23 protein-coding genes, 1 other RNA gene and 1 pseudogene are annotated in these 24,898 nt (G+C 71.3%); 7 read left to right on the forward strand and 18 right to left on the reverse strand.

Annotated elements, in window-relative coordinates; translation table 11 throughout:
* Together AADR41_RS27705 and AADR41_RS27710 are read right to left on the reverse strand one after the other, a co-directional pair.
* Nucleotides 1-595 (reverse strand): annotated as a pseudogene (locus AADR41_RS27705) (hypothetical protein); the annotation flags it as partial.
* Nucleotides 592-1,383 carry a MerR family transcriptional regulator gene (locus AADR41_RS27710; protein ID WP_342284131.1) on the reverse strand — a complete coding sequence of 264 codons (792 nt, stop codon included), beginning with the start codon at nucleotides 1,381-1,383 and terminating at the stop codon, nucleotides 592-594. The gene AADR41_RS27710 and the pseudogene AADR41_RS27705, both read right to left, overlap by 4 nt.
* A 179-nt stretch (nucleotides 1,384-1,562) precedes the next feature.
* On the opposite strand from AADR41_RS27710, the gene AADR41_RS27715 reads away from it, so the two are divergent.
* From AADR41_RS27715 to AADR41_RS27735, 5 genes are all read left to right on the forward strand, one after another.
* Entirely contained in the window at nucleotides 1,563-2,132 is a 570-nt protein-coding gene (locus AADR41_RS27715) for a Uma2 family endonuclease (RefSeq protein WP_342284160.1), read from the forward strand.
* A 55-nt stretch (nucleotides 2,133-2,187) separates the two neighbouring features.
* Nucleotides 2,188-2,589, forward strand: an RNA gene (gene rnpB, locus AADR41_RS27720) — RNase P RNA component class A.
* Nucleotides 2,590-3,268: 679 nt separating this feature from the next.
* Complete coding sequence (locus AADR41_RS27725; protein ID WP_342284132.1) at nucleotides 3,269-4,321, forward strand: aldo/keto reductase; 1,053 nt, start codon at nucleotides 3,269-3,271, stop codon at nucleotides 4,319-4,321.
* Between the two features lie 222 nt (nucleotides 4,322-4,543).
* Nucleotides 4,544-5,401, forward strand: a complete 858-nt coding sequence (locus tag AADR41_RS27730; RefSeq protein WP_342284133.1) for an AfsR/SARP family transcriptional regulator — start codon at nucleotides 4,544-4,546, stop codon at nucleotides 5,399-5,401.
* 43 nt (nucleotides 5,402-5,444) lie between these two features.
* Nucleotides 5,445-6,575: an alpha-hydroxy acid oxidase gene (locus AADR41_RS27735; protein WP_342284134.1), complete on the forward strand. Its 1,131-nt coding sequence runs from the start codon at nucleotides 5,445-5,447 to the stop codon at nucleotides 6,573-6,575.
* A gap of 33 nt (nucleotides 6,576-6,608) precedes the next feature.
* On the opposite strand, the gene AADR41_RS27740 is transcribed toward AADR41_RS27735, so the two are convergent.
* Both AADR41_RS27740 and AADR41_RS27745 read right to left on the reverse strand, forming a co-directional pair.
* Nucleotides 6,609-7,781: a class I SAM-dependent methyltransferase gene (locus AADR41_RS27740; protein ID WP_342284135.1), complete on the reverse strand. Its 1,173-nt coding sequence runs from the start codon at nucleotides 7,779-7,781 to the stop codon at nucleotides 6,609-6,611.
* Between the two features lie 34 nt (nucleotides 7,782-7,815).
* Complete coding sequence (locus AADR41_RS27745; protein ID WP_342284136.1) at nucleotides 7,816-8,556, reverse strand: TylF/MycF family methyltransferase; 741 nt, start codon at nucleotides 8,554-8,556, stop codon at nucleotides 7,816-7,818.
* A gap of 228 nt (nucleotides 8,557-8,784) precedes the next feature.
* Here AADR41_RS27745 and AADR41_RS27750 point away from each other — a divergent pair, with 228 nt between their 5' ends.
* Nucleotides 8,785-9,780, forward strand: a complete 996-nt coding sequence (locus AADR41_RS27750; RefSeq protein WP_342284137.1) for an acyltransferase domain-containing protein — start codon at nucleotides 8,785-8,787, stop codon at nucleotides 9,778-9,780.
* 40 nt (nucleotides 9,781-9,820) lie between these two features.
* Here the strand turns inward: AADR41_RS27750 and AADR41_RS27755 are convergent, their stop codons facing one another.
* The gene (locus tag AADR41_RS27755) at nucleotides 9,821-10,747 is read right to left on the reverse strand and encodes an NADP-dependent oxidoreductase (protein ID WP_342284138.1); all 927 of its coding nucleotides are present in this window, start codon (nucleotides 10,745-10,747) and stop codon (nucleotides 9,821-9,823) included.
* A gap of 212 nt (nucleotides 10,748-10,959) precedes the next feature.
* Here AADR41_RS27755 and AADR41_RS27760 point away from each other — a divergent pair, with 212 nt between their 5' ends.
* Nucleotides 10,960-12,159, forward strand: a complete 1,200-nt coding sequence (locus AADR41_RS27760; protein WP_342284139.1) for a cytochrome P450 — start codon at nucleotides 10,960-10,962, stop codon at nucleotides 12,157-12,159.
* Nucleotides 12,160-12,239: 80 nt separating this feature from the next.
* Here AADR41_RS27760 and AADR41_RS27765 read toward each other — a convergent pair whose 3' ends face one another.
* The 13 genes from AADR41_RS27765 to AADR41_RS27825 all read right to left on the reverse strand — a co-directional run bounded on the left by AADR41_RS27765 (nucleotide 12,240) and on the right by AADR41_RS27825 (nucleotide 24,861).
* Nucleotides 12,240-13,232 carry a beta-ketoacyl-ACP synthase 3 gene (locus tag AADR41_RS27765; RefSeq protein WP_342284140.1) on the reverse strand — a complete coding sequence of 331 codons (993 nt, stop codon included), beginning with the start codon at nucleotides 13,230-13,232 and terminating at the stop codon, nucleotides 12,240-12,242.
* 96 nt (nucleotides 13,233-13,328) lie between these two features.
* Entirely contained in the window at nucleotides 13,329-14,171 is an 843-nt protein-coding gene (locus AADR41_RS27770; protein WP_342284141.1) for an NmrA family NAD(P)-binding protein, read from the reverse strand.
* 137 nt (nucleotides 14,172-14,308) lie between these two features.
* Complete coding sequence (locus AADR41_RS27775; protein WP_342284142.1) at nucleotides 14,309-14,719, reverse strand: lipocalin-like domain-containing protein; 411 nt, start codon at nucleotides 14,717-14,719, stop codon at nucleotides 14,309-14,311.
* Nucleotides 14,716-16,509, reverse strand: coding sequence for an FAD-dependent monooxygenase (locus tag AADR41_RS27780; protein ID WP_342284143.1), 1,794 nt, complete (start codon nucleotides 16,507-16,509; stop codon nucleotides 14,716-14,718). Before AADR41_RS27780 ends, AADR41_RS27775 begins: the two co-directional genes overlap by 4 nt.
* Before the next feature lie 47 nt (nucleotides 16,510-16,556).
* Nucleotides 16,557-17,156, reverse strand: coding sequence for a malonic semialdehyde reductase (locus AADR41_RS27785; protein WP_342284144.1), 600 nt, complete (start codon nucleotides 17,154-17,156; stop codon nucleotides 16,557-16,559).
* Nucleotides 17,157-17,170: 14 nt separating this feature from the next.
* Nucleotides 17,171-17,920 carry a cyclase family protein gene (locus tag AADR41_RS27790; RefSeq protein ID WP_342284145.1) on the reverse strand — a complete coding sequence of 250 codons (750 nt, stop codon included), beginning with the start codon at nucleotides 17,918-17,920 and terminating at the stop codon, nucleotides 17,171-17,173.
* A complete protein-coding gene (locus AADR41_RS27795; protein WP_342284146.1) occupies nucleotides 17,917-18,747 on the reverse strand; it encodes an aromatase/cyclase in 831 nt (276 codons plus the stop codon). Before AADR41_RS27795 ends, AADR41_RS27790 begins: the two co-directional genes overlap by 4 nt.
* Nucleotides 18,747-19,859 (reverse strand): hydrolase, encoded by a 1,113-nt coding sequence (locus tag AADR41_RS27800; RefSeq protein WP_342284147.1) that lies wholly within the window; start codon nucleotides 19,857-19,859, stop codon nucleotides 18,747-18,749. The genes AADR41_RS27795 and AADR41_RS27800 overlap by 1 nt, the downstream gene beginning before the upstream one ends.
* Before the next feature lie 69 nt (nucleotides 19,860-19,928).
* On the reverse strand, nucleotides 19,929-21,086 hold the full coding sequence (locus tag AADR41_RS27805) for a nucleotide disphospho-sugar-binding domain-containing protein (RefSeq protein ID WP_342284148.1): 1,158 nt from the start codon (nucleotides 21,084-21,086) through the stop codon (nucleotides 19,929-19,931).
* A 70-nt stretch (nucleotides 21,087-21,156) separates the two neighbouring features.
* A complete protein-coding gene (locus AADR41_RS27810) occupies nucleotides 21,157-21,948 on the reverse strand; it encodes an AfsR/SARP family transcriptional regulator (protein ID WP_342284149.1) in 792 nt (263 codons plus the stop codon).
* A 35-nt stretch (nucleotides 21,949-21,983) separates the two neighbouring features.
* A complete protein-coding gene (locus AADR41_RS27815) occupies nucleotides 21,984-23,294 on the reverse strand; it encodes a ketosynthase chain-length factor (protein ID WP_342284150.1) in 1,311 nt (436 codons plus the stop codon).
* Nucleotides 23,291-24,550, reverse strand: a complete 1,260-nt coding sequence (locus AADR41_RS27820; RefSeq protein WP_342284151.1) for a beta-ketoacyl-[acyl-carrier-protein] synthase family protein — start codon at nucleotides 24,548-24,550, stop codon at nucleotides 23,291-23,293. The genes AADR41_RS27815 and AADR41_RS27820 overlap by 4 nt, the downstream gene beginning before the upstream one ends.
* Before the next feature lie 56 nt (nucleotides 24,551-24,606).
* Nucleotides 24,607-24,861, reverse strand: a complete 255-nt coding sequence (locus tag AADR41_RS27825) for an acyl carrier protein (protein WP_342284152.1) — start codon at nucleotides 24,859-24,861, stop codon at nucleotides 24,607-24,609.
* Between the last annotated feature and the right edge of the window lie 37 nt (nucleotides 24,862-24,898).

Consider the following 24,898-nt stretch of genomic DNA (forward strand, 5'->3'; position numbering starts at 1 on the left):
CGTCGGCGGGGATCCGCAGATCGAAGAGACCGCCGTAGCGCAGCCGCAGCGCCCCGTCGGCGTCCACCACATGCGGCCGGGTCACGCACGAGGCGTGCAGCGCCAGGACGAACACCACCCCGTACACGTCCAGCACCAGCAGAATCCCGTGCACGAGGGGCCAGGGGATCAGCAGTGCCAGCATCACCGTCTCGACCACGGAGACGAAGAGCAGGCCGTACATCATCGCGGTCTGCGGGCCCGTGTACGCGACGGCGACGGCGCCCGCGGGAACACCGTGCCAGCGTCCCCGCAGCCACAGCCCGAGACTGTGCAGGGTGCGCACCTCGTGCGCGGCGAGCCGACGCGCCCCCTCCGGTACGACCGCACGCAGCGCCGCCGCCGACGCCTCCCGCCACCCGAGCCCGGCACGGCGTCCCGCACGCAGGAGCCGCCCCAGGACCACGGCCTCGAACCCGAGCATCGCCGCTGCCGACACCCTGGCCCCGAGCAGTACCGCCGCCGGCATCCGGACCCCGGCCGCCAGGCAGCCCACCAGCACCACCTCGGCCACCATCACGCCCCCCAGGGCCCACCGACCGCCCCGCACACTCATCCCGTACTCCCCTCGTCTCCCGCGCTCCCGTTGTCTCCCGTGCCCGCCGCATCGCCGGTCCCCGCCACGCGCTCGGCCAGAGAGGCCATCACCAGGCGCACCACCTCGGCCTGGGCGGGCGCCCAGTCGTCGAGCAGGGCCTCCCCGAACCCCGGAACGACCGGCCCGTCCGAGCCGATCGCCGCCAGCACCTCGTCCGGCACGGCGGCCACCAGATCGGCGGCGAGCCGCACGATCCGCGGGTCGCCCACCGGCGCCCCGGCCAACGCGTCCAGCCGCTCGTACAGCACGGGTACGGCCGGGTCCTCGGCCAGCCTCATCAGGGCGCCCCGGACCTCACTGCCCATGCCCGCCGCGTCCAGCAGCGCCAGGTGCTCGCGATCCCGGTCGGCCGAGGGCGAACCGGTCGGCGGCCCCGTGCCCAGCAACTCGGCGAGTGCGGGCGGCACGGTCTCCTCGTCGGAGACCGGCGCTTCCAGCAACGCGGCCAGCCGACGCCGCCGCTCCCTGATGCCAGCCTCCTGCCGGGCCAGATCCGCGTCCAACTCGGCCAGTACCTCCATGAGTTCACGCCCCTCCGTGTCTCCGAGCACGTCCCGCACCTCGTCCAGCCCGAGCCCCAGCTCGGTGAGCCGCCGGATCCGGGCCAGCACCACGGCGTCCCGCACGCCGTACGAGCGGTAGCCGTTGGCCCGGCGCCCGGGCTCGGGAAGCAGACCGATGTGGTGGTAGTGCCGGATCGTCCGTGAGGTGACCCCGACGAGCGCGGCGATCTCTCCGATACGCATACGGCCAGTAGAAACCTTGACGCTGCGACAAGGTCAAGCACTCACCGCACCCCTCGGTGTCCGTGAACTCCGTACCCGCCTGTGCCACGATCGAGGGGCGTAATCCCATCTCACGGACGGCGGGTCGAACGATGCCCCAATCCGGCGAGCGACCGAGGAAGGGGCGGGACATGACTGCCATGCCGCACGAACCGCTCATGCAGGCGGACGTCCTGCTGGAGGGCTTCCTGGCGCTGGATACGCCGGAGGGCTTCCGGGCCGAGCTGATCGAGGGGGAGATCGTCGTGACGCCGCCGCCGGACGGGGACCACGAGGACTGCATCGGTCTGATCATGAAGCAGGTGATCAGACTGGCCCGGACCGATATGGACTTTTCCGGGAACAAGGGGCTGAAGCCGGCAAGCGGCGGACGCTGCCCCAAGAACCACGTCATCCCCGACGGCACCTTCGCCCCCACCGAACTGCGCCTGTACCGGGGAGCCGAGCCCTGGATGCCGTGCGAGGGCGTGGCCCTCGTCGTCGAGGTCACGTCGACCAAGCCCCGGGCGGACCGTACGGACAAGCGCCGCTGCTACGCCCGCGGCCCCATCCCGCTCCACCTCCTGGTGGACCGCGAGCAGTCCTCGGTGACGCTGTTCAGCGACCCGGAGGGTGACGACTACCGCCAGCACTGCACGATCCCGTTCGGTAAGCGGCTCGCACTCCCGGCACCGTTCGCCTTCGACCTGGAGACCGGGAAACTCATCTGAGCGCGGCCCCGGTCGGCGGCCCTCGCCGGACGGGTAGCATGGTCGGCACGGCAGACGAGCCGGGCGGACGGCCGCGTGGGGATCCTCGGATCTCCCCGAGGAACGTCCGGGCTCCACAGGGCAGGGTGATGGCTAACGGCCACCCGGGGTGACCCGCGGGACAGTGCCACAGAAAACAGACCGCCGGGGACCTCGGTCCCCGGTAAGGGTGAAACGGTGGTGTAAGAGACCACCAGCGCCTGAGGTGACTCAGGCGGCTAGGTAAACCCCACCCGGAGCAAGGTCAAGAGGGGCCGTCGCAAGACGGCCCTGCGCGAATGTTCGAGGGCTGCCCGCCCGAGTTCGCGGGTAGACCGCACGAGACCGGCAGCAATGCCGGTCCTAGATGGATGGCCGTCTCCCCGGCCGCCGCGAGGCGACCGGGCGACAGAACCCGGCGTACAGCCCGACTCGTCTGCCGCCTGCGGCTCTGCTCAGGAACGAGCCTCCGGCCCGGGGCGGAGGCCCCTTCCGGCAGGCGAGGCGAACGGTGCCCGGTGTCTCGGTCACCATGGTGGAAATCGCCGCGGGGCCACGTACACCCGGTCCGGATCGCACCTTTGCAACTCGTCGAGGCCCACCGTGTGCTTCGCAGGTCGCGGCGACTGCCGCCGGGTCCTGAACCGCCGGCAGGGGCCGGTGCCCCGGTGCGGTCCCCGGGCCCACGAGGAATTTGGCCGGGAAAATCGGAGATCCGGTGCGGACCATTGCGGAGTTTCAAATTCCGCTATTCGGTGGCATGTGCAGCAAAGGGCCAGGCCAGGGTATCCGGCTATGGGTGACCATTTGGTCGGAGCGAGGGTCGGATCGGTGCCTGATCCTTACGTATTGAGGTGTCGGCCCCATTTGTCAAATATTCGCGCATACGCATGCCCCCCGAGGGATTGCTTTCGGCCCTCCCGTTCTGGGGCTGTTGATAGTGCCAGCCGACTCATGAAGACTGATCAGGCACAAGATCGTCGGTCGAGGCATTGCTCGCCCGGAAGGCATCGTAAACGACAAGTAAATGTTTTCCAATGATTCAACCGTATGGCTGTCGAAGGGGGGATCGTGCAGTGGAGTACCGGAGGTTGGGCAGGACGGGCATTCGCGTTTCCGTGCTGAGTCTGGGCACGGCCACCCTGGGGTCGCGGTGGGGTCCGCGCTGGTCGATGGAGCCGGCCGAGGCCGACGCGCTGATCGGTATCGCCCTGGAGCACGGAATCAACCTGTTCGACACGGCGAACGCCTACAACGGCGGGGAGAGCGAGGAATGGCTCGGCCGTGCATTGAAGCAGCGCTCCGCTCGCGACAACGTTGTTCTTTCGACAAAGTTCGGATACCGAACCGGCCCTTGTGATGTCAATGGCGGTGGGTGCAGTCGCCGGGCCATGACCTCCGCCGTCGAGAAGTCGCTGACTCGACTCGGCACCGACTATATCGATCTGTATTACGTTCATCTGTGGGACCGTGTCACAGCCGTCGAGGAAACGCTGGAGACCGCGATCGATCTGATCGCCCAGGGCAAGATCCGCTATCTCGGCCTGAGCAATGTGCCCGGCTGGTACCTGGGATATGCCGACGGACTGTGCGCGGGAAGGGGCCTTCCGCCCATCGCCGCGATGCAGTTGAACTACAACCTGCTCACTCGCTCGCTGGAACACGAATACCTCTCGTACGCCGAACACAGCGGCACCGGTCTCGTCTCCTGGGGCCCCCTGGCGGGAGGCCTGCTGGCCGGCCGGTACCGGGTGGATGCGCGCAGACGCACTCTCGAAGGGGCCGGGCGGCTGACCGAAGGCGCCCTGGGCGCCACCCGCAGCCCCTTCGAGGACATCGTCGAACGCACCCTCCTCCGCCTTGACCGCCTCGCGGAGCAGACCGGTGAAAGTCCGGCGCGGATGGCTCTGGCGTGGCTGCTGCGCAACCCCCGGCTCACCAGCGTCACGCTCGGTGTCTCCGGGCGGTCGCAGTTGCTGGACAACCTGGAAGCGGCGAACACCGAGTTCCCCGACGAGGTGATGGCCTCGCTCGACGAGGTGTCCGCCCCGTCCACCCCCCACCCGTACGAATTCCTGTCCCAGGAATTCCAGGATCTGGTCCACGGCACCCCCACGAGCAGTGCGAGAGAAGACGGGCAGTCGCCGATGCACCAGCAGAGAACCAACTGACACCGCGGGAGCGCGGACGCCGTGCCGCCGCAGGCGGGCGGTGGGCCTGCTCCCCGTGCAGCCATCGCATCCGGCCTGTGGGTACGCCGACGTCGTCGTCCCGCCGTGGCCGGTCTTCGTCATGTCGGGGCGGCTGACCAAGCCGGGCACGACGCCCATCGACCACCACCTCGCGCGACGACACGGCGTCCCGCCAGTTCCGACCAGCCCGTGGGAGCAGACATGCGTTTCGGCCTACTCGGCATGCTAGAGGTCTTCGACGGCGAACGAAGGGTGACGCTCTCCGCACCAAAAGTGCGCAGCGTGCTGGCTCTGCTGCTGCTTCACAGCGGCCGCGTCGTACACACTGCTTCGCTCATCGACGAACTGTGGGGGGAGAAACCCCCGTTGACCGCTCTGACCACCCTGCACACCTACATCTACCAACTGCGCAAGGCGATCCCGGTCCGTCGCACGACGGACCCGGACGCGGGGCCGGGGGAGCCGGCGCCGACCGGCACGCCACAGCCCCAGTGGCTGCGCACCGCGTACGCCGGTTACGTCGCCGACATCCCGCCCGAATCGATCGACCTCCGCCAGTTCGAGAGCCTTGCCGTCCAGGGGAAACAGGCCCTGGATCGCGGGGTGATGGCGGAGGCGGCCGGCCTGCTGCGGGCCGCGCAGTCCTGCTGGCGCGGCCCGTTCGCCGCCGACGTCCGGCACGGCAGGGCGCTCAGCGCCTACGCCACCAAGCTGGACGAGGAGAGACTGCGCGTGGTGGAGCAGGCCATCGACGCCGAGATGGCGCTCGGCCTGCACCGTGAAGTGCTGGGCGAGCTTCGGCAGTTGGTCATGGAACACCCCTTCTCCGAGGGGCTGTACCAGCAGCTGATGCTCGCCCTGTACCGGTCCGACCGGCGCTTCGACGCGATACAGGAGTACCAGTGCCTGCGCCGGAACATGGTCGACGAGCTCGGCCTCGAACCCTCGCGCGCGTTGCGGCAGTTGCACGAGGACATTCTCAACTCCGACCCCTCGCTCGACTTCCGGTACGCCGATCGGCCGCGGCCCCGGCAGCACAGCGACTGGTCGGCACATTGACGCTTCGCCCCGCTCGACGAGGGCCCTTTCGAGGAGGATCACCGTGGCAACCGACGCCACACCGCCTGTCAACAGCGACACCGCTGAGGACGAGGCGCGCAGACAACTGCCCGCCGAGACGTTCGAGTACGCGAGCGGCGGCGCCGGGGACGGGTCCACCGTGCGGCGCAACATCGCACGCCTGGACTCGTTGTCACTGCTTCCCCGCATGCTGCGCGACGTCTCCCGGATCGACATGGGGACCGACGTCGTCGGCGGCCGGCTGGCCGCTCCGTTTCTCGTCGCGCCCATGGGCATGCAGAGCATCTACCACGAGGGAGCCGAGAGCGCGGCGGCGACGGCCGCCGCGCAACTGGGTCTCGGCTTCTGTCTGTCGACGTTCGCCAGCCACTCGCCGAAGGAGGTCGCGGGTGCGGCGGGCCGGCAGGTGCGCTGGCGGCAGGTGTATCTCATGAGCGACAGCGGGCTCACCGACGCACTGGTCGAAGGGGCCGAGGACGCGGGCTTCGACGCGGTCGTCTGCACGGTGGACGTTCCGGTCATGGGGGCGAGCCGGCGCGACGCGGGCAATGTCTTCGACCACTCCAGCCAGGAGCTTCGGCAGGCCGCCTCACAGCCGGCGGTGGCCGACGAGCCCTGCTTCACCCGGTTGCTGGCCGAACGGCGACGTGAGACGCCGGGGGCGAGTGCCCAGGAGGTGATCGACACCCTGTTCCCCAACCCCGCCGCCACCTGGAAGGAGCTGGAGCGGCTCATTGCCCGGTGCCGGCTGCCCGTGATCGTCAAGGGCGTGCTCCACCCCGAGGACGCGACGCGCGCCATCGAGGCCGGGGCGGCCGCGGTCGTGGTGTCGAACCACGGCGGCTATCAGCACGACCGGTCCGTGACCAGCATCGACGCTCTCCCCGGTGTCGCGGGTGCGGTGGGCGGCAGGGTGCCGGTCTACTTCGACTCCGGGATACGTCGCGGCAGTCACGCGGCGGTCGCGCTGGCCCGGGGAGCGTCGGCCGTGCTGGTGGGCCGGCCGGTCCTGTGGGGCCTCGCGGTGGGTGGCCGGGACGGCGTCGCCGCGGTGCTGCGGGATCTGGTCGAGGACCTGCACAACACCATGGCGATCGTCGGCGCCCCGACCGTGGCCGATCTCGCCGGGGTAGTCACCACCGTTGCGGACTGACCGGCGGCCGTCCGGCCCGGCAACCCCGCGGGGCTACCGGGCCGGGTGCACCTGGGGCGTGACACCGTTCCAGAACGGCCTGCGGGAAACCCACTGCGGAAGGGCGCCGACGACATCGGCGCCCTTCTCCAGGAACGCGATGTTGTGATGCAGATTCAGGCCGGCCAGTGACCCGGCGAGATCCGGGCTCCCGCCGTCGGCGCGGAGCCCGCGGCCCATCCGCTCCCGCAGCGCGTTCACCAGAGCCAGGGCGGCCGCGATGGAATCGCCCGGCACCGCGTCGCCGTGGTGGCGGGCCCAGGACGAGGCCGACAGGTCCTCGATGACGTACCAGCCGCCCGGACGCAGTCGCGGGTACAGGTGCTCGAACGCGGTCAGGACATCGCCGGCGGCATGGCTGCCGTCGTCGACGACCACGTCGAAGGGGCCGTGCTCACGGCAGAGCCGGTCGAGGAACTCCCGGTCGTCCTGGCGCCCGCGGAGCGTGGTGATGCGGTCCTCGTCCAGGGGCGACTTGTCGAACACATCCACCCCGTAGATCTGTCCGCGAGGGAAGAAGTGTTTCCACATCCGCAACGATCCGCCGCCCTGGTCGGGGCGCTCGTAGCCGCCGATGCCGAGTTCGAGCAGCCGGACCTCCTGGCCGCGCAGCGCCCGGAAGTGGCGTTCGAAGTGTGGTGCGGACAGCTGGAGGCTGCTGCACCGGTCCGAATCGTGCCGAAGGGCCAGGGTGGCGAGCCCCGGGCTGTGCGAGGTGCAGCCCGAGACCACCGCGTCGGCGGCCCGGGCGATCCTGTGCAGCCGCTCGGTGTCGGACGACAGACGGCCCTCGCCGGTCAGGAACCGGGTGACGCGCATGTCCGGGCCGCGGCCGGTATCGGACCGGTACAGCTCCAGCACCAGATCGGCGATCGAGCATTCGAGCCGCACATCGGCATCGGCGGTGGCCGCCCCGGAACGGGCCGGCCGTGCCCCCTCGGTGACGTCGAGGGTCGTGATGTGCCGTGCGGACCCGTGGGTCAGCTCCAGGCCGACGGTGGCCGTCGCGCAGTCCGCCGCCGGCTCCGAGCGGAAGAGGATCTCGTCCACCAGTACCGCCGCGACCGCGTCCGTCCCCCAGCGCTCCACCACTTCGGTGACGCGCCGCCAGCCGCCCGAGGCGCTGCGCAGGACTGATTCGACGAGCTCGGTTCTGGTGGTCGTCACGCGGTCTCCCTCGCGGTCGTCGAAGCGGTGCGGGTCAGCCGCGCTGCCAGAACATCGCCACACCGTCGATGGGCTGGAGCGGTTCGGTGATGCCGTGCTCGCTGCGGTACGCCTCGACGGCCTCGCTGCACGGGGGGAGCACATAGTCGTCCACGATGACGAAGCCCCCGGGCGAGAGACGGGGGTAGAGGTTCACCAGGGCGTCCATCGTCGAGTCGTAATGGTCGCCGTCCAGCCGGATCACCGCCAGCTTGTCGACCTCGACGGTCGGCAGGGTGTCGGCGAACCAGCCGGCCACGAAGCGGACCTGCTGGTCGAGCAGGCCGTAGCGGGAGAAGTTCTCCCGCACCTGCTCCAGCGGCACGGCGAGGAAGTCGTTGTGCAGGTGCCACTGCAACTGCTGGTCGGCGGGGTGCGCCTGCTCGTCCGCCACCGGCATCCCCTGGAACGAGTCGGCCAGCCAGACACTCCGGTCCAGCACTCCGTGCGCCTTGAGGACCGCACGCATCAGGATCGACGAGCCCCCGCGCCACACACCGGTCTCGATCAGGTCGCCGGGTGTGTTGTCCCGGAGAACGGACTCGACGCAGTGCTGGAGGTTGTCCAGCCGCTTCATGCCCACCATGGTGTGGGCCACGCTGGGCCAGTCACGCCCCTCCTGCCGCGCCTCGTCGTTGTCCTCGCCCCACACCCGGATCGCCGGGTCCGCGTAGATGGTGTTCGTCAGCACCTTCTTCATCAGGTCCAGATACAGGTCCGCACCATGGTTCGACATCTGAGGTCCGCCTTTCGCCGTGGGCCGGGCATCTGACCGGGTGGCCGGGGCCACGGTGCGGCGGTGGCCTCCAGCCAGGATCCAGCGGTGCTGGAGGTGGCCGGAGCCGGCCGTTGGACCAGGAGTCCGCCGGAGCGTGAGTGGATCTGCCGGACGCCGCGCGCGGCGCGGCGCACCGGGACGTGCGGGAGCCGCCCGCCCGGGACACGAAACGCGAAGGAGAGAGCTGTGACACGGCGACGAGTCGTTCTGCTGCTGCCGGGACAGGGGGCGCAGCGCGTCCGGATGGCGGCGGGACTCCACGGCGTGCAACCGGAGTTCACCCGCTGGATGGACGAGATGTTCACGGTGTTCGGCGCCGACGGGGACAAGCTGCGGGACGTCTGGCTGAATCCCGGCTCCGCCGGTGCGGTGGACGAGGCCGTGGTCGCCCAGCCGCTGCTGTTCGCCGTCGGCCACGCGCTCGGACGCGCGGTGCGGTCCGCCGCCGGGGCGCCGGACGTGCTGCTGGGGCACAGTGTGGGCGAACTCGTCGCGGCCTGCCTGGCCGGCGTCTTCGCCCCGGCGGAACTCGCGGCGGCCATGGCCGGCCACGTCCGGCGTCTGGGCGACACCGGACGCGGCGGCATGCTGGCTGTCGCGGCCACCGCCGAGGAGCTGTCCGCGCAGCTGCGTACGGGCGCCGTCGTCGCGGCCGAGAACGGTCCCCGGCAGACCGTGCTCGCCGGTTCCGGCAGCGTCCTCGCGGCGGTGCGCGGACAACTGGAGCGCCGGAACATCACGCTGCGCACACTGGGGTCGGGACACGCCTTCCACAGCCCGGTGATGGTTCCGGCCGCCCGGCGGTTCGGGCAGGACCTGGGCCGGCTCCGGCCCGGGCCGCCGCGGGCGACCATCATGTCCACGAGGACCGCACGCCCGGTGAGTGCCGAACAGGCCGTCGACCCCGCCTTCTGGGCCGACCAGATGTCGCTGCCCGTACGGTACTGGCCCGCACTGCGCTCACTGCTCGACTCCGAGGGCCTCGACCCCGGGCTCGTACTGCTCGACGCGAGCCCGGACCGCAGCCTCGCGGTCGCCGCACGCGGACACCGGGCCGTCCTGCGCGGCCCGAGCAGCGTTCACCCGCTGCTGGCCCGGAGCGATCGGGCGGGCACCGCCGCGGACGCCGAAGCCTTCGCGGCAGCCGTCGCGGTGCTCCACCCCGGGGGCTCCGGGACGTGACGCGCCGGCACATGACGCACCGGGACGTGACGGACCCGCGTCAGCTGGGCACGATGATCAGCTTGCCGCGTACGTGGCCGCCCGCGCTCTCCCGGTGGGCGTCGGCCGCCTCGGACAGGGAGTACGTCCGGGCCACGGACAGGCCGAGTTCGCCGCTCCCGACCAGCGCGGCCGCCTGATCCAGGCGCTCACGGATCGCGTCGGGGCCGGCGAACGCGAAGCGCACACCGTGCTCCGCCGCCCGGTGATCGGCGATGGTGACCACGCGGTCCGGGCCACCGGTCAGTTCCACCAGGGCCGGCAGCGAGCCCTTCCCGGCGGCGTCGAACGCCGCGTCCACACCCTTCTCGGCGACGGCGCGGGCCCGTTCGGCGAACCCCTCCCCGTACGTCACGGGTTCGGCCCCGAGCGAGCGCAGGTACGCGTGGTTGCGCTCGCTCGCCGTACCGATCACCGTCGCGCCGAGATGCCTGGCGATCTGCACGGCCACGGACCCGACGCCACCGGCGGCGCCGTCCACGACCAGGGTCTCCCCGGACTTCACCCCGAGGTCGGAGAGCACTTGGTACGCCGTGTTGACGGCCACCGGCAGCCCGGCCGCGACCTCCCAGGACACACCTTCGGGCTTCCGCGCGAGCTGCGCCGCGGGCGCGAGCGCGAACTCGGCGTAGCTGCCGGAGCCGATCGAACCGAAGACCTCGTCGCCCACGGCGAAGTCGGTCACGTCCGCACCGACGTCCGCGACGACACCGGCGACATCACCGCCGGGCACCGAAGGGAACTCCACCGGCATCATCTCCGCGACGGCCCCGCTGCGCAGCTGCCAGTCCAGCGGATTCACCCCGGCGGCGCGGACCTCCAGCAGCACCTGCCCGGGACCGGGCCGGGGCACCTCGCGCTCCACCACGCGTAAGACCTCGGGCTCCCCGTACTCGGCGAACTCCACAGCGCGATACTTCTTTACCATTTTTGCCCTTTATCTATGTAGGTTTTACCGGGCCGAAAGGGATCACTGACGTTCTGTCAAGTCCCCTGCGCAAACTATCGAACTACAGCTCAGCAGGCCATCGGGGTTCGGCCAACTACCGTTCGTATGAGCGGTCCTTGAGCGAGTCGGGGTGCGGACCCCCGTAGCTTCGAGGCGATGGAACATGCCTGGAACCGCAAAGGGAGTACGTCATGACCACACATGCCCCGCGGCTTCCGTTTGAGCGGACCACTGAGCTGGGTCCGCCACCGGAGTTCGCCGCACTGCGCGCGGAGCAACCGCTGCGGCGGGTCGGGTGTCCCTTCGGTGGCGACGCGTGGCTGGCCACCCGGTACGCCGATGTGCGGAAGGTCTACGCGGATCCGAGGTTCTCCCGGGCCGCGACGGTCGACGCGGACGTGCCGCGGGTGAGCCCGGCACAGACCCCGCCCGGCGGACTGTTCGCCATGGACCCGCCGGAGCACAGCAGGCTGCGCAAGCTCGTGGCGGGCACGTTCACCATGAAGAACGTGCAGCGCTGGCGGCCCCGGACGGAACAGATCGTCGACGGACTCGTGGCCGGAATGCGGGAGCACGGATCCCCCGTCGACCTGGTGCACCACTTCTCGGTACCGCTGCCGGTGACGGTGATCTGCGAACTGCTGGGCGTGCCGGCGACCGACCGCGGCTACTTCGAGCGGTTGTCCCGGCTCATGCTGAGCACCACGGCGGCCACCGGCGAGGAGATCGACGAGGCGATCGGCACCCTGCTGGACTATCTCGGCCGGCATGTGGCGGAACGCCGCGCACGGCCCTCGGCCCGGCGCTCCCGCGACCTGCTGACCGACCTGGTGGAGGCGCGGGACGAGTCGGACCGGCTCAGCGAGCAGGAGCTGGTGCAGATGGGCGTCGACCTGCTCGTCGCCGGGCACGAGACCACGGCCAACCAGCTCTCCAACTTCACCTTCACCCTGCTGGACACCGGCCTGTGGTCCCGGCTCCTCGAAGAGCCCGGACTGCTCGACACCGCGGTCGAGGAGCTGCTGCGGTACGTCCATCTCGTCAACGGGGGGACCACGCGCATCGCCCTGGAGGACGTGGAGTTCGACGGCACGGTGGTGCGCGCGGGCGAGGCGGTGATCGCGGCCATCGGAGCGGCCAACCACGACGAGACGGTCTTCGAGGAACCCGGCCGCATCAAGCTGGACCGGTCCCCGAACCCGCACGTCGGATTCGGCCACGGCGTGCACCACTGTCTCGGTGCGCAGCTGGCCCGCCTGGAACTGCGGGCCGGGCTCGGGGCGCTGCTGCGCGAGTTCCCCACGCTCCGGCTGGCCGGGGAGAAGGGGGACGTTCCCTGGCGGGAGGGGCAGTTCGTGCACGGCCCCACGGAGCTGACGGTCTCCTGGTGACCTGCCGGTGAGCCGTACGCGGCAGTGCGGGAGCCGGACCACCGGTGGTGCGGGTGGTCCGGCTCCCGTGTCGCGGCCCCTCAGGGCAGCAGGACCGTCTGAGCGGCGAAGTTCAGACCGGCCCCGAAACCGGCCAGCAGGGCCGTACTGCCCGTGGCCACCCGCCCCTCGGCCAGCAGGGCCTCCAGGGCGAGCGGTATCGAGGCGGCCGAGGTGTTGCCGGACCTGACCACATCGGTGGCCAGCACGGTGTCCTCGCCCAGACCGAGCCGCTCGGCCATCAGCTCGGTCATCCGCAGGTTGGCCTGGTGCGGCACGAACGCGGCCAGGTCGGCCGGTGCCAGGCCCGCCCCCGAGAGGGCCCGGCCCGCGGCCGGGGCCACCTCCTCCATGGCCCAGCGGAACACCCTCCGGCCGTCCATGCGCATCCAGGGGCGCGGACCCTGCCCGGCCCAGGGCCCGGTCATCCGAAGGGCGTTGCCGTACGCGCCGTACGCCCGGCGCACCACGGGGCCGATGCCCGGTTCCCGCGCCGGTCCGACCACCACGGCGCCCGCCCCGTCCGCGAACAGGAACGCGATCGTTCGGTCGGTGGGTTCCACGATGTCGGTCATCCGCTCGGCACCGATCACCAGGACCCGGTCGGCGTCGCGGACCCGTACGGTGTCCGAGGCGAGCGCGAGGGCGTGGCAGAAGCCCGCGCAGGCGCCCGACAGATCGAGGCCCGCGGCCCGGTCGGCCCCGAGTTCGTGGGCCACGCGGACCGCGAGCGGCGGTGTCTGGACCAGGTCGGACATGCTGGCGACCAGCACCAGGTCGATATCGGCCGGAGCGGTGCCGGCCCGCGCCATGGCCGCTTCCGCGGCCGCCGCGGCCATCATCGTCAGCGTCTCGTCCTCCCCGGCGAAATGCCGCCGGACGATGCCGCTGCGGGTTTCGATCCACTCCTCCGTGGAGTCGATCGACCGGCACATCTCGGCATTCGTCACCACCCGCCGCGGGCGGTAGCCCCCGACGCCGAGCAGGGCGCTGTGCCGGGGGGCGGACGCAAGGATCGTGGGTGCGGACGCCATCGTGCTCCTTCTCTCGGTACGCGTCGACGGGGAAGTGCTCCGGAACCCCCCGGGGCGGCCCCGCAGGGCCGCCCCGGGAGCATCCGAACGGTCCGGTCAGCGGAAGTCATCGGCGTGGTCGACGGCCCACTGCGCGTAGGGGCGGCCCGGCCTGCCGGTGAGCTGCTGGAGCGCGTCCACCACGGGCACCGGACGCTCGTTCCAGGTCACCAGGTAGGTGAGGAGCTGATTGATGACCTCTTCGCGCCCGCCGCCCCAGCGGCTGAGCGTCTGCCGGTACGTCTCCGGCCCGATCTCCTCGAACTCGATCTCACGGCCGATGGCCTTCCCGATCAGCGACACCTGCTCGCGCTGGGTGTTGGACTCGGGGCCACTCATCACATAGGCGGCGCCGGCATGCCCCTGCTGGGTCAGGGTCAGCGTGGCCACATCGGCGATGTCGTCCTCGTGCACGGCGGCGGCGTGGGACTGCGGGTAGGGCGCCCGCACGGTGTTGTCCGATCGGATGAGGCGGGCCCACTGCAGTGTGTTCGTGGCGAACGTCCCCGCGCGCAGGAAGGACCACGGCAGCCGGGACTGGCCCAGTGCGCGCTCCACCGCGACGTGCAGCCGGGCGATGGGGTTGCTGTCCGCGTCCCGGAAGGTCAGCGACCTGGTGGAGAGCAGGGTCACATGGTCCACCCCGGCCAGCTCCAGGGCCTCGATCTGCTGGTCCACCGTCGAGGGGTCGGCGTACAGGAACACCCGCTGTACGCCGCGCAGTGCCGCGCTCAGCGTCTGCGGCCTGGACAGATCCAGCTCCACGACCTCCGCGTCGCGGGACAGCGAGGTGTCCGTGGGGTCGCTGGTGCCCACCCGCACGGTCTCTCCCGCCGCGAGCAGCTTTCGCGTGACGCTGCGGCCGACATGTCCGCGGCCCCCGGTTACCAGAATGGTCACAGTGTCTCCTCAGTAGTGCGGATCAGTAATGCGGATCGATGGTGCGGATCAGTGGTGCGGTCGGTGGCGCGGAGCAGCCGTGCGGATCGCCTCGGAGCGGCGCCGGAACGTCCGGACGGACACGGTGCGGCGTTCGGTCAGTGCCTCGTCGTGCCGTGTGCGGGAGCGCGCCGCCACTCCAGCACCCGTCGCTGCTCACGGCCGTTCACCGGGACCGAGCCGTCCAGTGTCAGGAGGTCGCCTTCGAGACGCGCCCCGCGGGTCTGCTCGGTGCCGACCCATGGGCGACGTGGCGTGATCTCGATGGCGTGCGTCACCCGGGACCCGGTCACCCGCCAGGTGCCCGTGTACCCCATGTAGTCGTTGCTCCCGGGGACCGGGTCGGCGTCCGGCGCACGCATCATGTGCACCGACACGCGCCCGTCCGCGGTGTAGATGAGGGTGCCGCGAGGGGCGGCGCCCAGCGGCCCTTCGGTACGGATGCCCGTGGCGTCGATGTCGTGGAAGGAATCGAGCGTCCACACACCGATGAGATCGGCGGGGTTCACCGTCGCCCTCCGGCCGCGGTCGCGGGCGTACCGGCGGGGGAGCGGCCGGTACCGAACCAGGTGCGCAGGGCCCGCACCAGCGGCCGGGCCCTCGGGGTGTCCCCGGCCGTCAGGGCCCAGGCGACATAGCCGTCGGGCCGGAGCAGGACCGCGGCCAGGTCGTCGCGCCCGGTCTTCGCGGACACGACGTCGACCCGGTCCGCCCACCTCGCCCCGATGGTGCGCAGCGCGGCGCAGTCGGTGAAGTCGAGCAGCAGGCCCCTTCCCGAGGCGGCCTCCTGGCGGTCCGTCACCTCGTAGTCGGGCAGGAAGGTGCCGACCTCCGGGTGCCCGTCCGTGCCGTACCTCTCGTCGGTTCCGCTGAGCAGGGCACCGACGAAGCGGCGCACGTCCGGCACGTCCATCATCCGGCCGACGAGGTCGCGCAGGGCGCTGCTGTGCGGATCGGGCCGCATCAGAGCCGTCTGGGCCCGGACGTTGGCCAGCAGCCGGGCACCCACCGGATGCCGTTCCGCGTGGTACGTGTCGAGCAGCCGGGGCGGTGCCCAGCCGTCGAGGGCGGCCGCCAGCTTCCAGCCGAGGTTGGCGGCGTCGGTGATGCCGGTGTTCAGGCCCTGACCGCCGAACGGGGCGTGCACATGGGCCGCGTCACCGGCCAGGAAGACCCGGCCCCTGCGGTACTCCACCGCCTGGTACGCCATGTCGGTGAACCGACCGCCTGCGGCCATCCGCGCGATCGGCACGTCGGTCCCCACCACACGCCGGAGACTGTCCTGGAGTTCCCCGGACGTCAGTGGTCCGGCGTCCGGGGCCGGCGGCCCGTCGAACTCCAGGGTGGCGACCCGGTTGACGCCGAGCCCCCACGCGACGAGCCCGCCGGAGGTGTGCCGGAAGCCGTGTTCGAGCGGTGGTTCGCCCTCGAACTCGACGACCGACTGCCGTCCGGTCAGGGTCGCCCCGGTGCCGGTCAGCGAGATGCCGGCGAGCCTGCGCACCGTGCTGTCGCCGCCGTCGCAGCCGACCGCGTAGGCCGCGCGGAGGCGTCGCTCTCCGCCGGGTGCGGCCACCGTGACCCACACCCCCCGGTCGTCCTGCTCGATCGCGGTCACCTCGTGCTCCCACGCCACTTCGACGCCGAGCGCGGCGACGTGCCGCAGCAGGATGTCGACGAGGACCGGCTGCTCCACCCGCATCCGGCGCATCGAGGGGTCGGCGTGCTCGACCTTCTCGATGCCGGCGAGATGCTCCTTCGGCAGCGCGTGCCCGACCGCGCCCGCGGCGCCGTCGGCCATCGCGCGGTAGCGCTCGACGGTCTCCCGCTCGGCCCGGTCCAGCTCGTCGGCCAGCCCGCGCCTGCGCAGCAGCGCCACCGCGAGCGGCCCGACCGAACCGGCCCTGACCATCGTCTCGGGGGTGGCCCGCCGTTCGAGTACGGTCACCCCGATGCCGTGAGCGGCCAGTTCGCCCGCCAGCGCGAGGCCGACCGGGCCGGCTCCGACCACCACCACGGGAAGCCGCTCCCCGGCGTCGGAGTCCTCGGCGTCGCCGCTCTGCGCCTGGTTGAGCCGGTTCAGCAGCGCCAGCGGGGTGCCCAGGTCGTGAACCTCCTCGTCGGATATGTGGATTCCGTGTTCCCGGCCGATCCGGGCCACCGATTCCAGTACCGCCAGAGAATCGAGACCCAGGGCGTCGAAGTCCGTGTCGAGTGCGTCGTTCCCGATGCCGACGAGTTCCTGGTTGCCGGAGCAGTCGGCGAGAACGGTCAGCAGCTGATTCGGTCGGATGCTCATCTCTTCTCCCTTCATGAGGCTGTGGTGCGGTGACGGCGCGGGGGACGTCACACGCTGCGGACGACTTCCCGGTAGCCCAGGCGGGGCAGCCGGGCGGAGAAGGCGTCCGGGCCGGGGTGGCCGATGTTGACGATGCTGGTGACGAGCACCGGTTCGCCCGGGAAGAACTCCTTGTGGACACCCTCGGGGTCGAAGCCGGCGATCGGCCCCGCCGCCAGGCCGCCCGCCCGGATCCCGATGATGAGATAGCCCAGTTGCAGGGCCGTGTTGAACACTGCGGACTCGCGGCGGGCGTCCTCGTCGGCGTAGGCGCGGCGGGCGTTCGGGGCGTGCGGGAAGAGGCGGGGCAGCGTGTCGGGGAAGCTCAGGTCGGCCGCCAGGACCGCGACCAGGGGGGCCGAGGCGACCTTGTCCCGGTTCCCCTCCAGGACGTGCTGCAGCAGTGCTCGTCTCGACTCGTCGGAGCGCACCAGCACGACCCGCATGGGCTGCTGGTTCATCGAGGTCGGGCCCCACTTGACCAGGTCGTAGATCGCTTCGATGTGCTCGTCGCCGATGTGGGTCGGGGCGAACGTGTTCGCGGTTCTCGCCTCCCGGAACAGCAGATCCTGTGCCGCTTCGTCCAGGGCCAACGGATGACCGGCCATGCCGTCCCTCCCGATCACGCGTCGCAGATGGCCACGACACGGGTCCAGCCCGCGCCCGCACCGGTGACCGGGACCGGGAAGCACGCCACCGTGTAGCCGGTGGGGCCCGGCAGATCGCCCAGGTGGGCCAGTTTCTCCAGCTGGAGGTAGGGGTGGGTGCGTCCGGCGACGTGCGCGGGCCACAGCACCGAGCGGTCGCCGGTGCGCCGGTAGTCCTCGATCATGTGCGGAATCGGCCGGTCCAGGCCCCAGGCGTCGATCCCGATCACCTTCACACCGTGCTCGGCCAGGAAGACGGTGCCCTCGCCGGTCAGCCCCGCGAACGTGGTCAGGTAGTCGCTGCTTCCCCACAGGGCGTCCGCGCCGGTCCACAGCAGCACGATGTCGCCGGCGACCGGTACGTGCCCGATGCGGAGGAACTCCTCCTCCAGCATCGGTACGGTGATGCCCTGCCCGGGCGGGACGTCGCGGAAGTCGAGCCGTACGCCGGGTCCGTAGCACCACTCCAGTGGGATCTGGTCGATGCTCCTGGCCGGAGCGTCACCGGTGAGCGGGCCGTAGTGCAGCGGCGCGTCCATGTGCGTGCCGGTGTGCGTGGTCAGCGTGACGGTCTCGTTGGAGATGGCCATCCCGCCGGGGAAGTCCTCCGGGGAGAGCCCCAGCACGGTGGCGCCCGCCACGTGGTCGAGCAGATCGATCTTCACCGGCGTCGCTTCGCTGTCGGTCTGCTCGGTGGGCACGCTGAGGTCCACCAGCCGGGTCATCGGGTACCTCCGGCGCCCGAAGCGGTGGCCTCCGCCGTCGTCTTGACCGCGCCGAGATCGGCGACGCTGTTGCGCTCCACCACGGCCCGCAGTGCGGCGTCGGCCTCCTGCGGGGTGTACTTGCCCGCGACCTTTCCGTCGATCGCCTCCCGGGCCCTGAACTCATGGGTCAGCACCAGCTGTGTGGTGTCGTCGCCCAGCGGCAGGGCCCGCCACTGGCCGCCCATGTGGCCGACGATCGGCGCGTGCTCCAGCTGCCGGTAGGTGATCACCCGGTTGCCGGCGTCGATGTCGCGCCGGGAGATCCAGGAGCTGGTCTCGCCGTTGACGTCGACCACGAGCCTGGCGATCTGGTGCGTCGGCGACTCCTCCAGGAGCTTCACGTCCTGGGTGGGCGGGAAGATCCTGGCGTAACCCTCGACATCGACCAGGATGTCCCAGACAACGGCCACGGGGGCGTTCACGGTGACGGTGTGCTCCGCGTGGTGCAGCGGGTTGTCCGCGGGGACGCCGGTCAGCGGCGGGTGGTTGGCGTAGGCGGCCTCGTAGCTGATCCTGGAGCGCCAGGAGGCGATGAACTCGTGCGTGGAGGACAGCTCCGAGAACTTCCGCATCGTCTCGCTGTCCTCGCACACGATCTGGGCGATCGCGGAGCCGGTCATGCCGATCGCCTTGTCGTCCACGGGCAGCCACTCGTGGATCCGGTAGTCGAAGCCGACGGACAGCCCGGTGTTCCGGACCGTCTCACTGAGCTCCTTCAGGAATTGGTCACGGTCCTCGGCCGAGACGGATTCGGCGAACTTGTAGATCAGGGTGTGGCAGATCATCAGCTCTCCTCGTGGTCGGGCAGGGATGCCCGGAAGGTGGTTGCGAACAGCGAGTTGCTCCGCGCGGCATCGACGGCCGCGTGCGAGGACGCCGTCTGTACGTCGCGCCAGAGCCGCTGGACGGAGTCCTGAGCGGCGTGGGCGCGGCTTCCTCGGGCGCGGAAGAGACGGTCGGTGGCGGTGCGGGCCAGGTCCGCGGCGAGTGCGGCGTCCCGGCCGTTGCGCGCGGCGTCGATGCCGCCGACCGGGCCCGGGGCGTCGAGGCGCAGACATGCCTGCTCGACGAGCAGCGCCGCGGTGTCGATCTCGGCCGCCGAGCGGGTCAGTACGGCGTCGTGGTCGGGGCCGGTGCGGGACTCGGCCCGTGCCCACAGGTCGAGGGCCGCCCGGGCGGCGCCCACGGCGGGGGCGGCGAACAGCGGTGGATGCGCGGCCGGCAGGGGAGCGGCGAGGGCGTCGTCGGGGCCGTCGGCGCGTCCCTGCCACACCAGGTCCCGGGGTGCCGAGAGATGGTCGGGGACGAACACCTCGTCGAGCACCGCGCTGCGGCTTCCCGTACCCCGCATGCCGAGGGTGAACCAGGTGTCCTCGATACGGAACCGGCTCGCCGGAACGGCGCAGTAGTGCTGCCTCCCGTCCTCGGGCGCGGTCACGCACAGCAGCGCCCAGGCCGCGTGGTCGATGCCGGACAGCGAGAACCACCGCCCCGACAGGACCCATCCGTCCGCGACCCGCCGTGCCGAACCCCCCGGGTTCAGCGCGGCGGCGATCGGCACGTCGGCCGACTGCCCCCAGATGTCCTTCCGGCCGGCCTGCGGCAGCCGGCCGGCCAGCCGGGCGGACGTGGCCATGATCATGGCGGACCAGCCGGCCGCGGGGCAGCCCCGCGCGATGGTGCACACCGCCTCGGCCAGCGCGGTGAAGGTGCCCGCCTCGCCGCCGTGGTCGGCCGGGACGAAGTGGCGGGCGAATCCGCCGTCCACCAGCGCGGCGGCGACGTCGGGGGCGAGGCGGCGCTCGTGGTCGGCGGTGGCGGCGTGTTGTGCGGCGAGCGCCGCCAGGTGCTCTGCGGTCGTGTCCGGGCCGGGTGCCGGGTGTGCGTGCGGGGCCACTTCGGGAACCTCCAGAACCGGGTGCGGTGTCAGGACGGGACGGGTGTGCCGCGGGGTCTCCCGGACGGCTCAGCCCACGAGGTCCGGCAGTGCGGAGGCCACCTCGGAGGGCGACGGCAGGCCGGCGATCTCCTCCCGGACCTGTGCGGCGGCGGTGCCGATCTCCGGCGCCTCCAGCACGGTGGTGATGGTCTTCGCGGTCAGCTCGGCCGCCGCGCAGGTGACCCCCAGCCCGCGTTCGGCGACGAGGCGAGCGTTGAAGGGCTGGTCGGAACCGTGCGGAAGCACGATCTGCCGGACACCGGCGGACATGGCGGCCAGCGAGGTGCTGGTGCCGCCGTGATGGATGATCGCGTCGCACGAGGCGAGCAGTGTGTTCAGCGGGATCCACCCGTGCGAGCGGACGTTGTCCGGCAGAGTGCCCAGTTCCGTACGGTCGGCGTCGCCGAGCACGAACACGAAGTCGGCTTCGACCGTGTCGAGTTCGGCCACGAATTCGCGGATCAGGCTGAGCCCGATGTACTGGGGGATGAAGGTGCCCAGGGTGACGCAGACCCGGGGCCGGTCCGGGGAGCGCAACAGCCAGTCGGGAATCGTGCCGAGCTCCAGGTAGGAGCCGTTGTACGGCACGGGGCGCATGGCCAGGTGGTCGCCGGGTGCCCGGAACAGGCCGGGCGGTGTCGTACGGATCAGCCGGGTACGGGTGGAGCCGGGGTCGATGCCGTAGCGGTCGTAGGTGCCGGCCATCTCCCCGCGTATCCGGTCGACCATGTCGGGGACCAGCGCGAAGAGGTTGGACATGGCGATCAGTGGTACGGACAGCAGCCCGGCCACGACGGCGCCGGAGCCCTGGTGGTCCGGGCTCACCACCAGGTCGGGGCGCCACTGCCGCGCGAGCCGCACCGCACCGGGCACGACCAGCTCGGAGAGTTCGGCGAACAGCGCGGACGTCGCCCGTACCTCGTCCTCCCGGAGCTCGCCGCCGCGGTACCAGACGAGTTGTCCCTTCTCCCGGGACTGCGCGGCCCGGCGGGCGAACGGTGCCGCGAGATCGACGCCCGGCGTGGCGATGTCCACGTAGGGCAGACCGGCCTTGGCGACTTCCCGCATGCCCTCGCCGCCGCCGGCGTAGAGGATTTCGTGACCGGCCGCGCGCAGTGCCCAGGCGAAGGGAATGGTGGCGAACAGGTCGCTTGCCGTCGAGTAGGTGCAGAAGAGAATTCTCATGCCTCAGAACACGCCTTTTCCGTTTATGGTTTCCGGCCTTCTCGGGGACTTTTGTCGCGGGTCGCGGCGGTCACGGGATCGATTCGTAGGCGGTCGCGCGCAGAATTCTTCGCTGGAGGTCCTGGATCACCCGGGACGGCTCCAGGCCCATCTCCCGAGCCATCTTCGTGCGCAGTCGCTGGAACACCTGGAGCGCCTGGATGGTGCGGCCCGACCGGTACAGCGCGGTCATCAGGTACTCGTGAACCCGTTCGTCGAAAGGCCGGGCGAGCGTGAGCGCGGTCAGTTCGCTGAGCAGCTCCCGGTGCCGGCCGAGTGCCAGATCGTTCTCGATCCGCAGCTCCTGGACCATGTCCCGCTGCAGTTCGAGCCGGGTTATCTCGCATTGGAGCGGAAGACCGTGTTTCGTGTCCGGGAGTATCGGCCCCGTCCACAGCGATTCCGCCGTACGGAGCGATTCTGCCGCCCCGATATGGTGACCCGCCCGGAGTTCCGATTCCCCGGCCTTTGCGAGCCGGTGGTATTCGTGCAGGTCGAAGTCGGCATCACCGACCCGGAACTGGTACCCCTCGTTCCCGGTGACGATCAGTTCCCTGCGGACCCGGTCCCCGGGGATGTGCAGCTGACGGGCGAGCAGGCCGCGCAGGTTGAGCACATGGGTCTGCAACGCCGTCCGTACGGTGCGCGGCGGGCTGCTGCCCCACAGCTCGTCGACCAGCTGCCGCACCGGGACCGGGTTGCCGTGACCGAGCAGCAGCATGGCCAGCAGCTTGCGTTCCTTCGGCGCGCTGGGCGCCGCCGTCAGCACACCGCGGGACACCGCCAGCCTGCCGAGCACGGTGATCCTCAGTCGTGTCCCCACCGCTCGTCCTTCCCTTGCCGGTCGCTGTGTGGAGGTCAGGCGCGGCGGCGTACGGCGGCCGGCACCCCGGCCGGACCCGCTGCCGTCCGGTCCGGGGCGAGCACCACCAGCGCCGAGTTGAAGCCGTGGTGGCCGCGCGCCAGGATCAGCGCCACCTCGACCCGGGCCTCGCGCGGCTCGCCGCGCACCAGGTCGATCCGCCGGCCCGGGACCGGCCGTTCGACGTTGACCGTCGGTGGCAGGACCGAGTCGCGCACGGCGAGCAGGGCGGCCGCGGTGTCCAGCGCAGGTCCGCCGCCGGCCAGCCGTCCCGTCATCGTCTTCGGCGCCGTGACCGGAACGCCGTACGGGCCGAAGATCTCCTCGATGGCGGCGGCCTCCGCGGCGTCGAGCGCGGGGAGGGCCGCCGCGTCGGCGAACACCACGTCCACGTCTTCGGGGGTCACCCCGGCGTCCGCCATCGCCAGCCGTGCCGTCCGGGCCAGCCCCGGCGGAGCCGACGACCCGGGAGGGGGGTCGAACGTGGCCGCGTAGCCGGCGATTTCGCCGTAGACCTGACCGGCGCCCCGTTCGGCCGCGGCGCCGGCCGTCTCCACGACCAGGATCGCGCCGCCCTCGCCCGGTACGTGTCCGGACGCCCCGCTGTCGAAGGGGAGGTAGGCGCGGTCCGGGTGGCCGGACCGCGACACCCGCCCGCCCGCGACGTGGGAGACCACGCCCCACGGGTCGAACGCCGACTCCACCCCGCCGGTGAGGACCAGCTCGCCGCCCTTGCGCAGCACACGCCGTGCGTGCCCGAGCGCGTCGAGGCCGCCGGCCTGCTCGGCGATCAGCACATTGCTGGGGCCGCGCATCCCGTGCCGGATCGAGAGCTGGCCGGTGTTCGCCGCGTAGAACCAGGCGAAGGACTCGTAGACGCTGACGTGCTGGGGCCCCTGGGTCCACAGCTTGCGGATCTCGCGGTGGGTGAACTCGAAGCCCCCCGTCGCGTTGGAGGTCACCACGCCCATGCCGTACTCGGGCAGCGCGGCGGGGTCGGCCCCGGAGTCGGCCAGTGCCCAGTCCGAGGCCACGAGGGCCAGCCGGGTCACCCGGTCGGTCTGCGGCAGCAGCCTGCCCGGGAGGTGGTCGGCCGCTTCGAATCCGGGGATCAGGCCGATCAGCGGCGTCCGGCCGGGCCTGCCGGCGTGGTCCGGGACCGGGCGGATGCCCGACTCCCCGCGGAGGGTGGCGCTCCACCACTCCTCGGTGCCGAGCCCGTTGGGTGCGACGACACCGATGCCGGTGACGACCGCGGTCCTGGTGGCGGCCGCGGCGGGTGGGGTGCCGGGTGCGGTGATCGTCATATGCCCTCCCGGGTGAGGACCATGGCGCTCTGGAAGCCGCCGAAGCCACTGCCCACGCTGAGCACGGTGTCCAGGCGCCGCTCCCGGGCCTCGTTGGGCACGTAGTCGAGGTCGCACTCCGGGTCCGGCTCGTGCAGGTTGGCCGTGGGCGGCACCGCGCCGTGTTCCATGGCCAGTGCGCAGGCCGCGATCTCGATCGAGCCGATCGCGCCGAGCGAGTGCCCGACCATGGACTTGATGGAGCTGACCGGCACGTTGTAGGCGTGCTCGCCGAGCGCGCGTTTGAACGCCGCGGTCTCGTGCCGGTCGTTCTGCTTGGTGCCGGAGCCATGGGCGTTGACGTAGCCGACCGACTCCGGCGGGCGCTTCGCCTCGTCCAGCGCGCAGCGGATCGCCTCGGCCATCTCCCGCCCGTCGGGCCGCAGTCCGGTCATGTGGTAGGCGTTGCAGCGCGAGCCGTACCCGGAGATGACACCGTAGATGTGCTGGCCCCGCGCCTTGGCGTGCTCCAGCTCCTCCAGGACGAGCATCGCCGAACCCTCGGCGATGACGAAGCCGTTGCGGGTGCGGTCGAAGGGGCGCGAGGCGTGCTCGGGGTCGTCGTTGCGCGGCGAGGTCGCCTTGATCGCGTCGAAGCAGGCCACCGCGATGGGCGAGATCGGCGTGTCGGTCGCGCCGGCGATCATGATGTCGGCGCTGCCCTCCGCGATCAGGTCCCGTGCATGACCGAGCGAGTCGAGACCGGAGGTGCAGCCGGTGGAGACCACCGTGGCCGGCCCCTGCGCACCGACGAGCCAGGCGACCTCGGCCGCCAGCGAACTGGGCACGAAGGCGTCGAACAGGTGCGGGGAAAGGTACGCCGGGTCGACATCCCACTCCTTGCCGCTGTCGCTCAGGACCACGTACTCCTGCTCCAGCGTGGTCGTGCCGCCGACGGCGCTGCCGACGCAGACTCCGACCCGGTGGGGGTCCACCGTGTCGAACTCCAGCCCGCTGTCGGCGAGGCTCTCACGCGCGCTGATCACGGCCAGCTGCGCGGCCCTGTCGAGCCTGCGGCACTGGCGGGCGGTCAGCCCGTGCAGCTCGGGATTGAAGTCGATCTCGGCGGCCATCCTCGACCGGAACGGTGCCGGGTCGAAGAAGGAGATGGTGCGGGTGGCGGTGCGGCCCGAGACCAGAAGGTCCCAGAACGCTTTCTTGCCGACCCCGCCCGGGGCCATGACCCCGATGCCGGTGATGGCGACAGACCGCTCCACGATGGAAACCTCTCTGACGGATTGTCCGCGGTGGACCAAGTGGTTCGCGCGGTGGTTCAGCCGGAAACGGAGAGCCGGGCGTCGACGAAGGCGATGAACGCGCCCGGTGTCCGCAACTCGTCGAGTTCGTCGTCGGTGATCTCCACGGGGTACTCGTCCTGGATGCGGACGGTGATCTCGTAGACCATGAGCGAGTCGAAGCCGAGGTCGGAGAAGCTCGCGTCCAGCGCGGTTTCGCCGAGGGGGCCGGCCTCCCCCTGGAAGCACTTCTCCACGACCTGCCGGAATTCGGTGAGGGTAAAGGCGGGCACGGATTTCCTTTCGTCGGGCCGGTGGCCGATCCGGTGC

Source organism: Streptomyces sp. CLV115 (assembly GCF_038448545.1).
Classification (GTDB): Bacteria; Actinomycetota; Actinomycetes; order Streptomycetales; family Streptomycetaceae; genus Streptomyces; species Streptomyces sanglieri.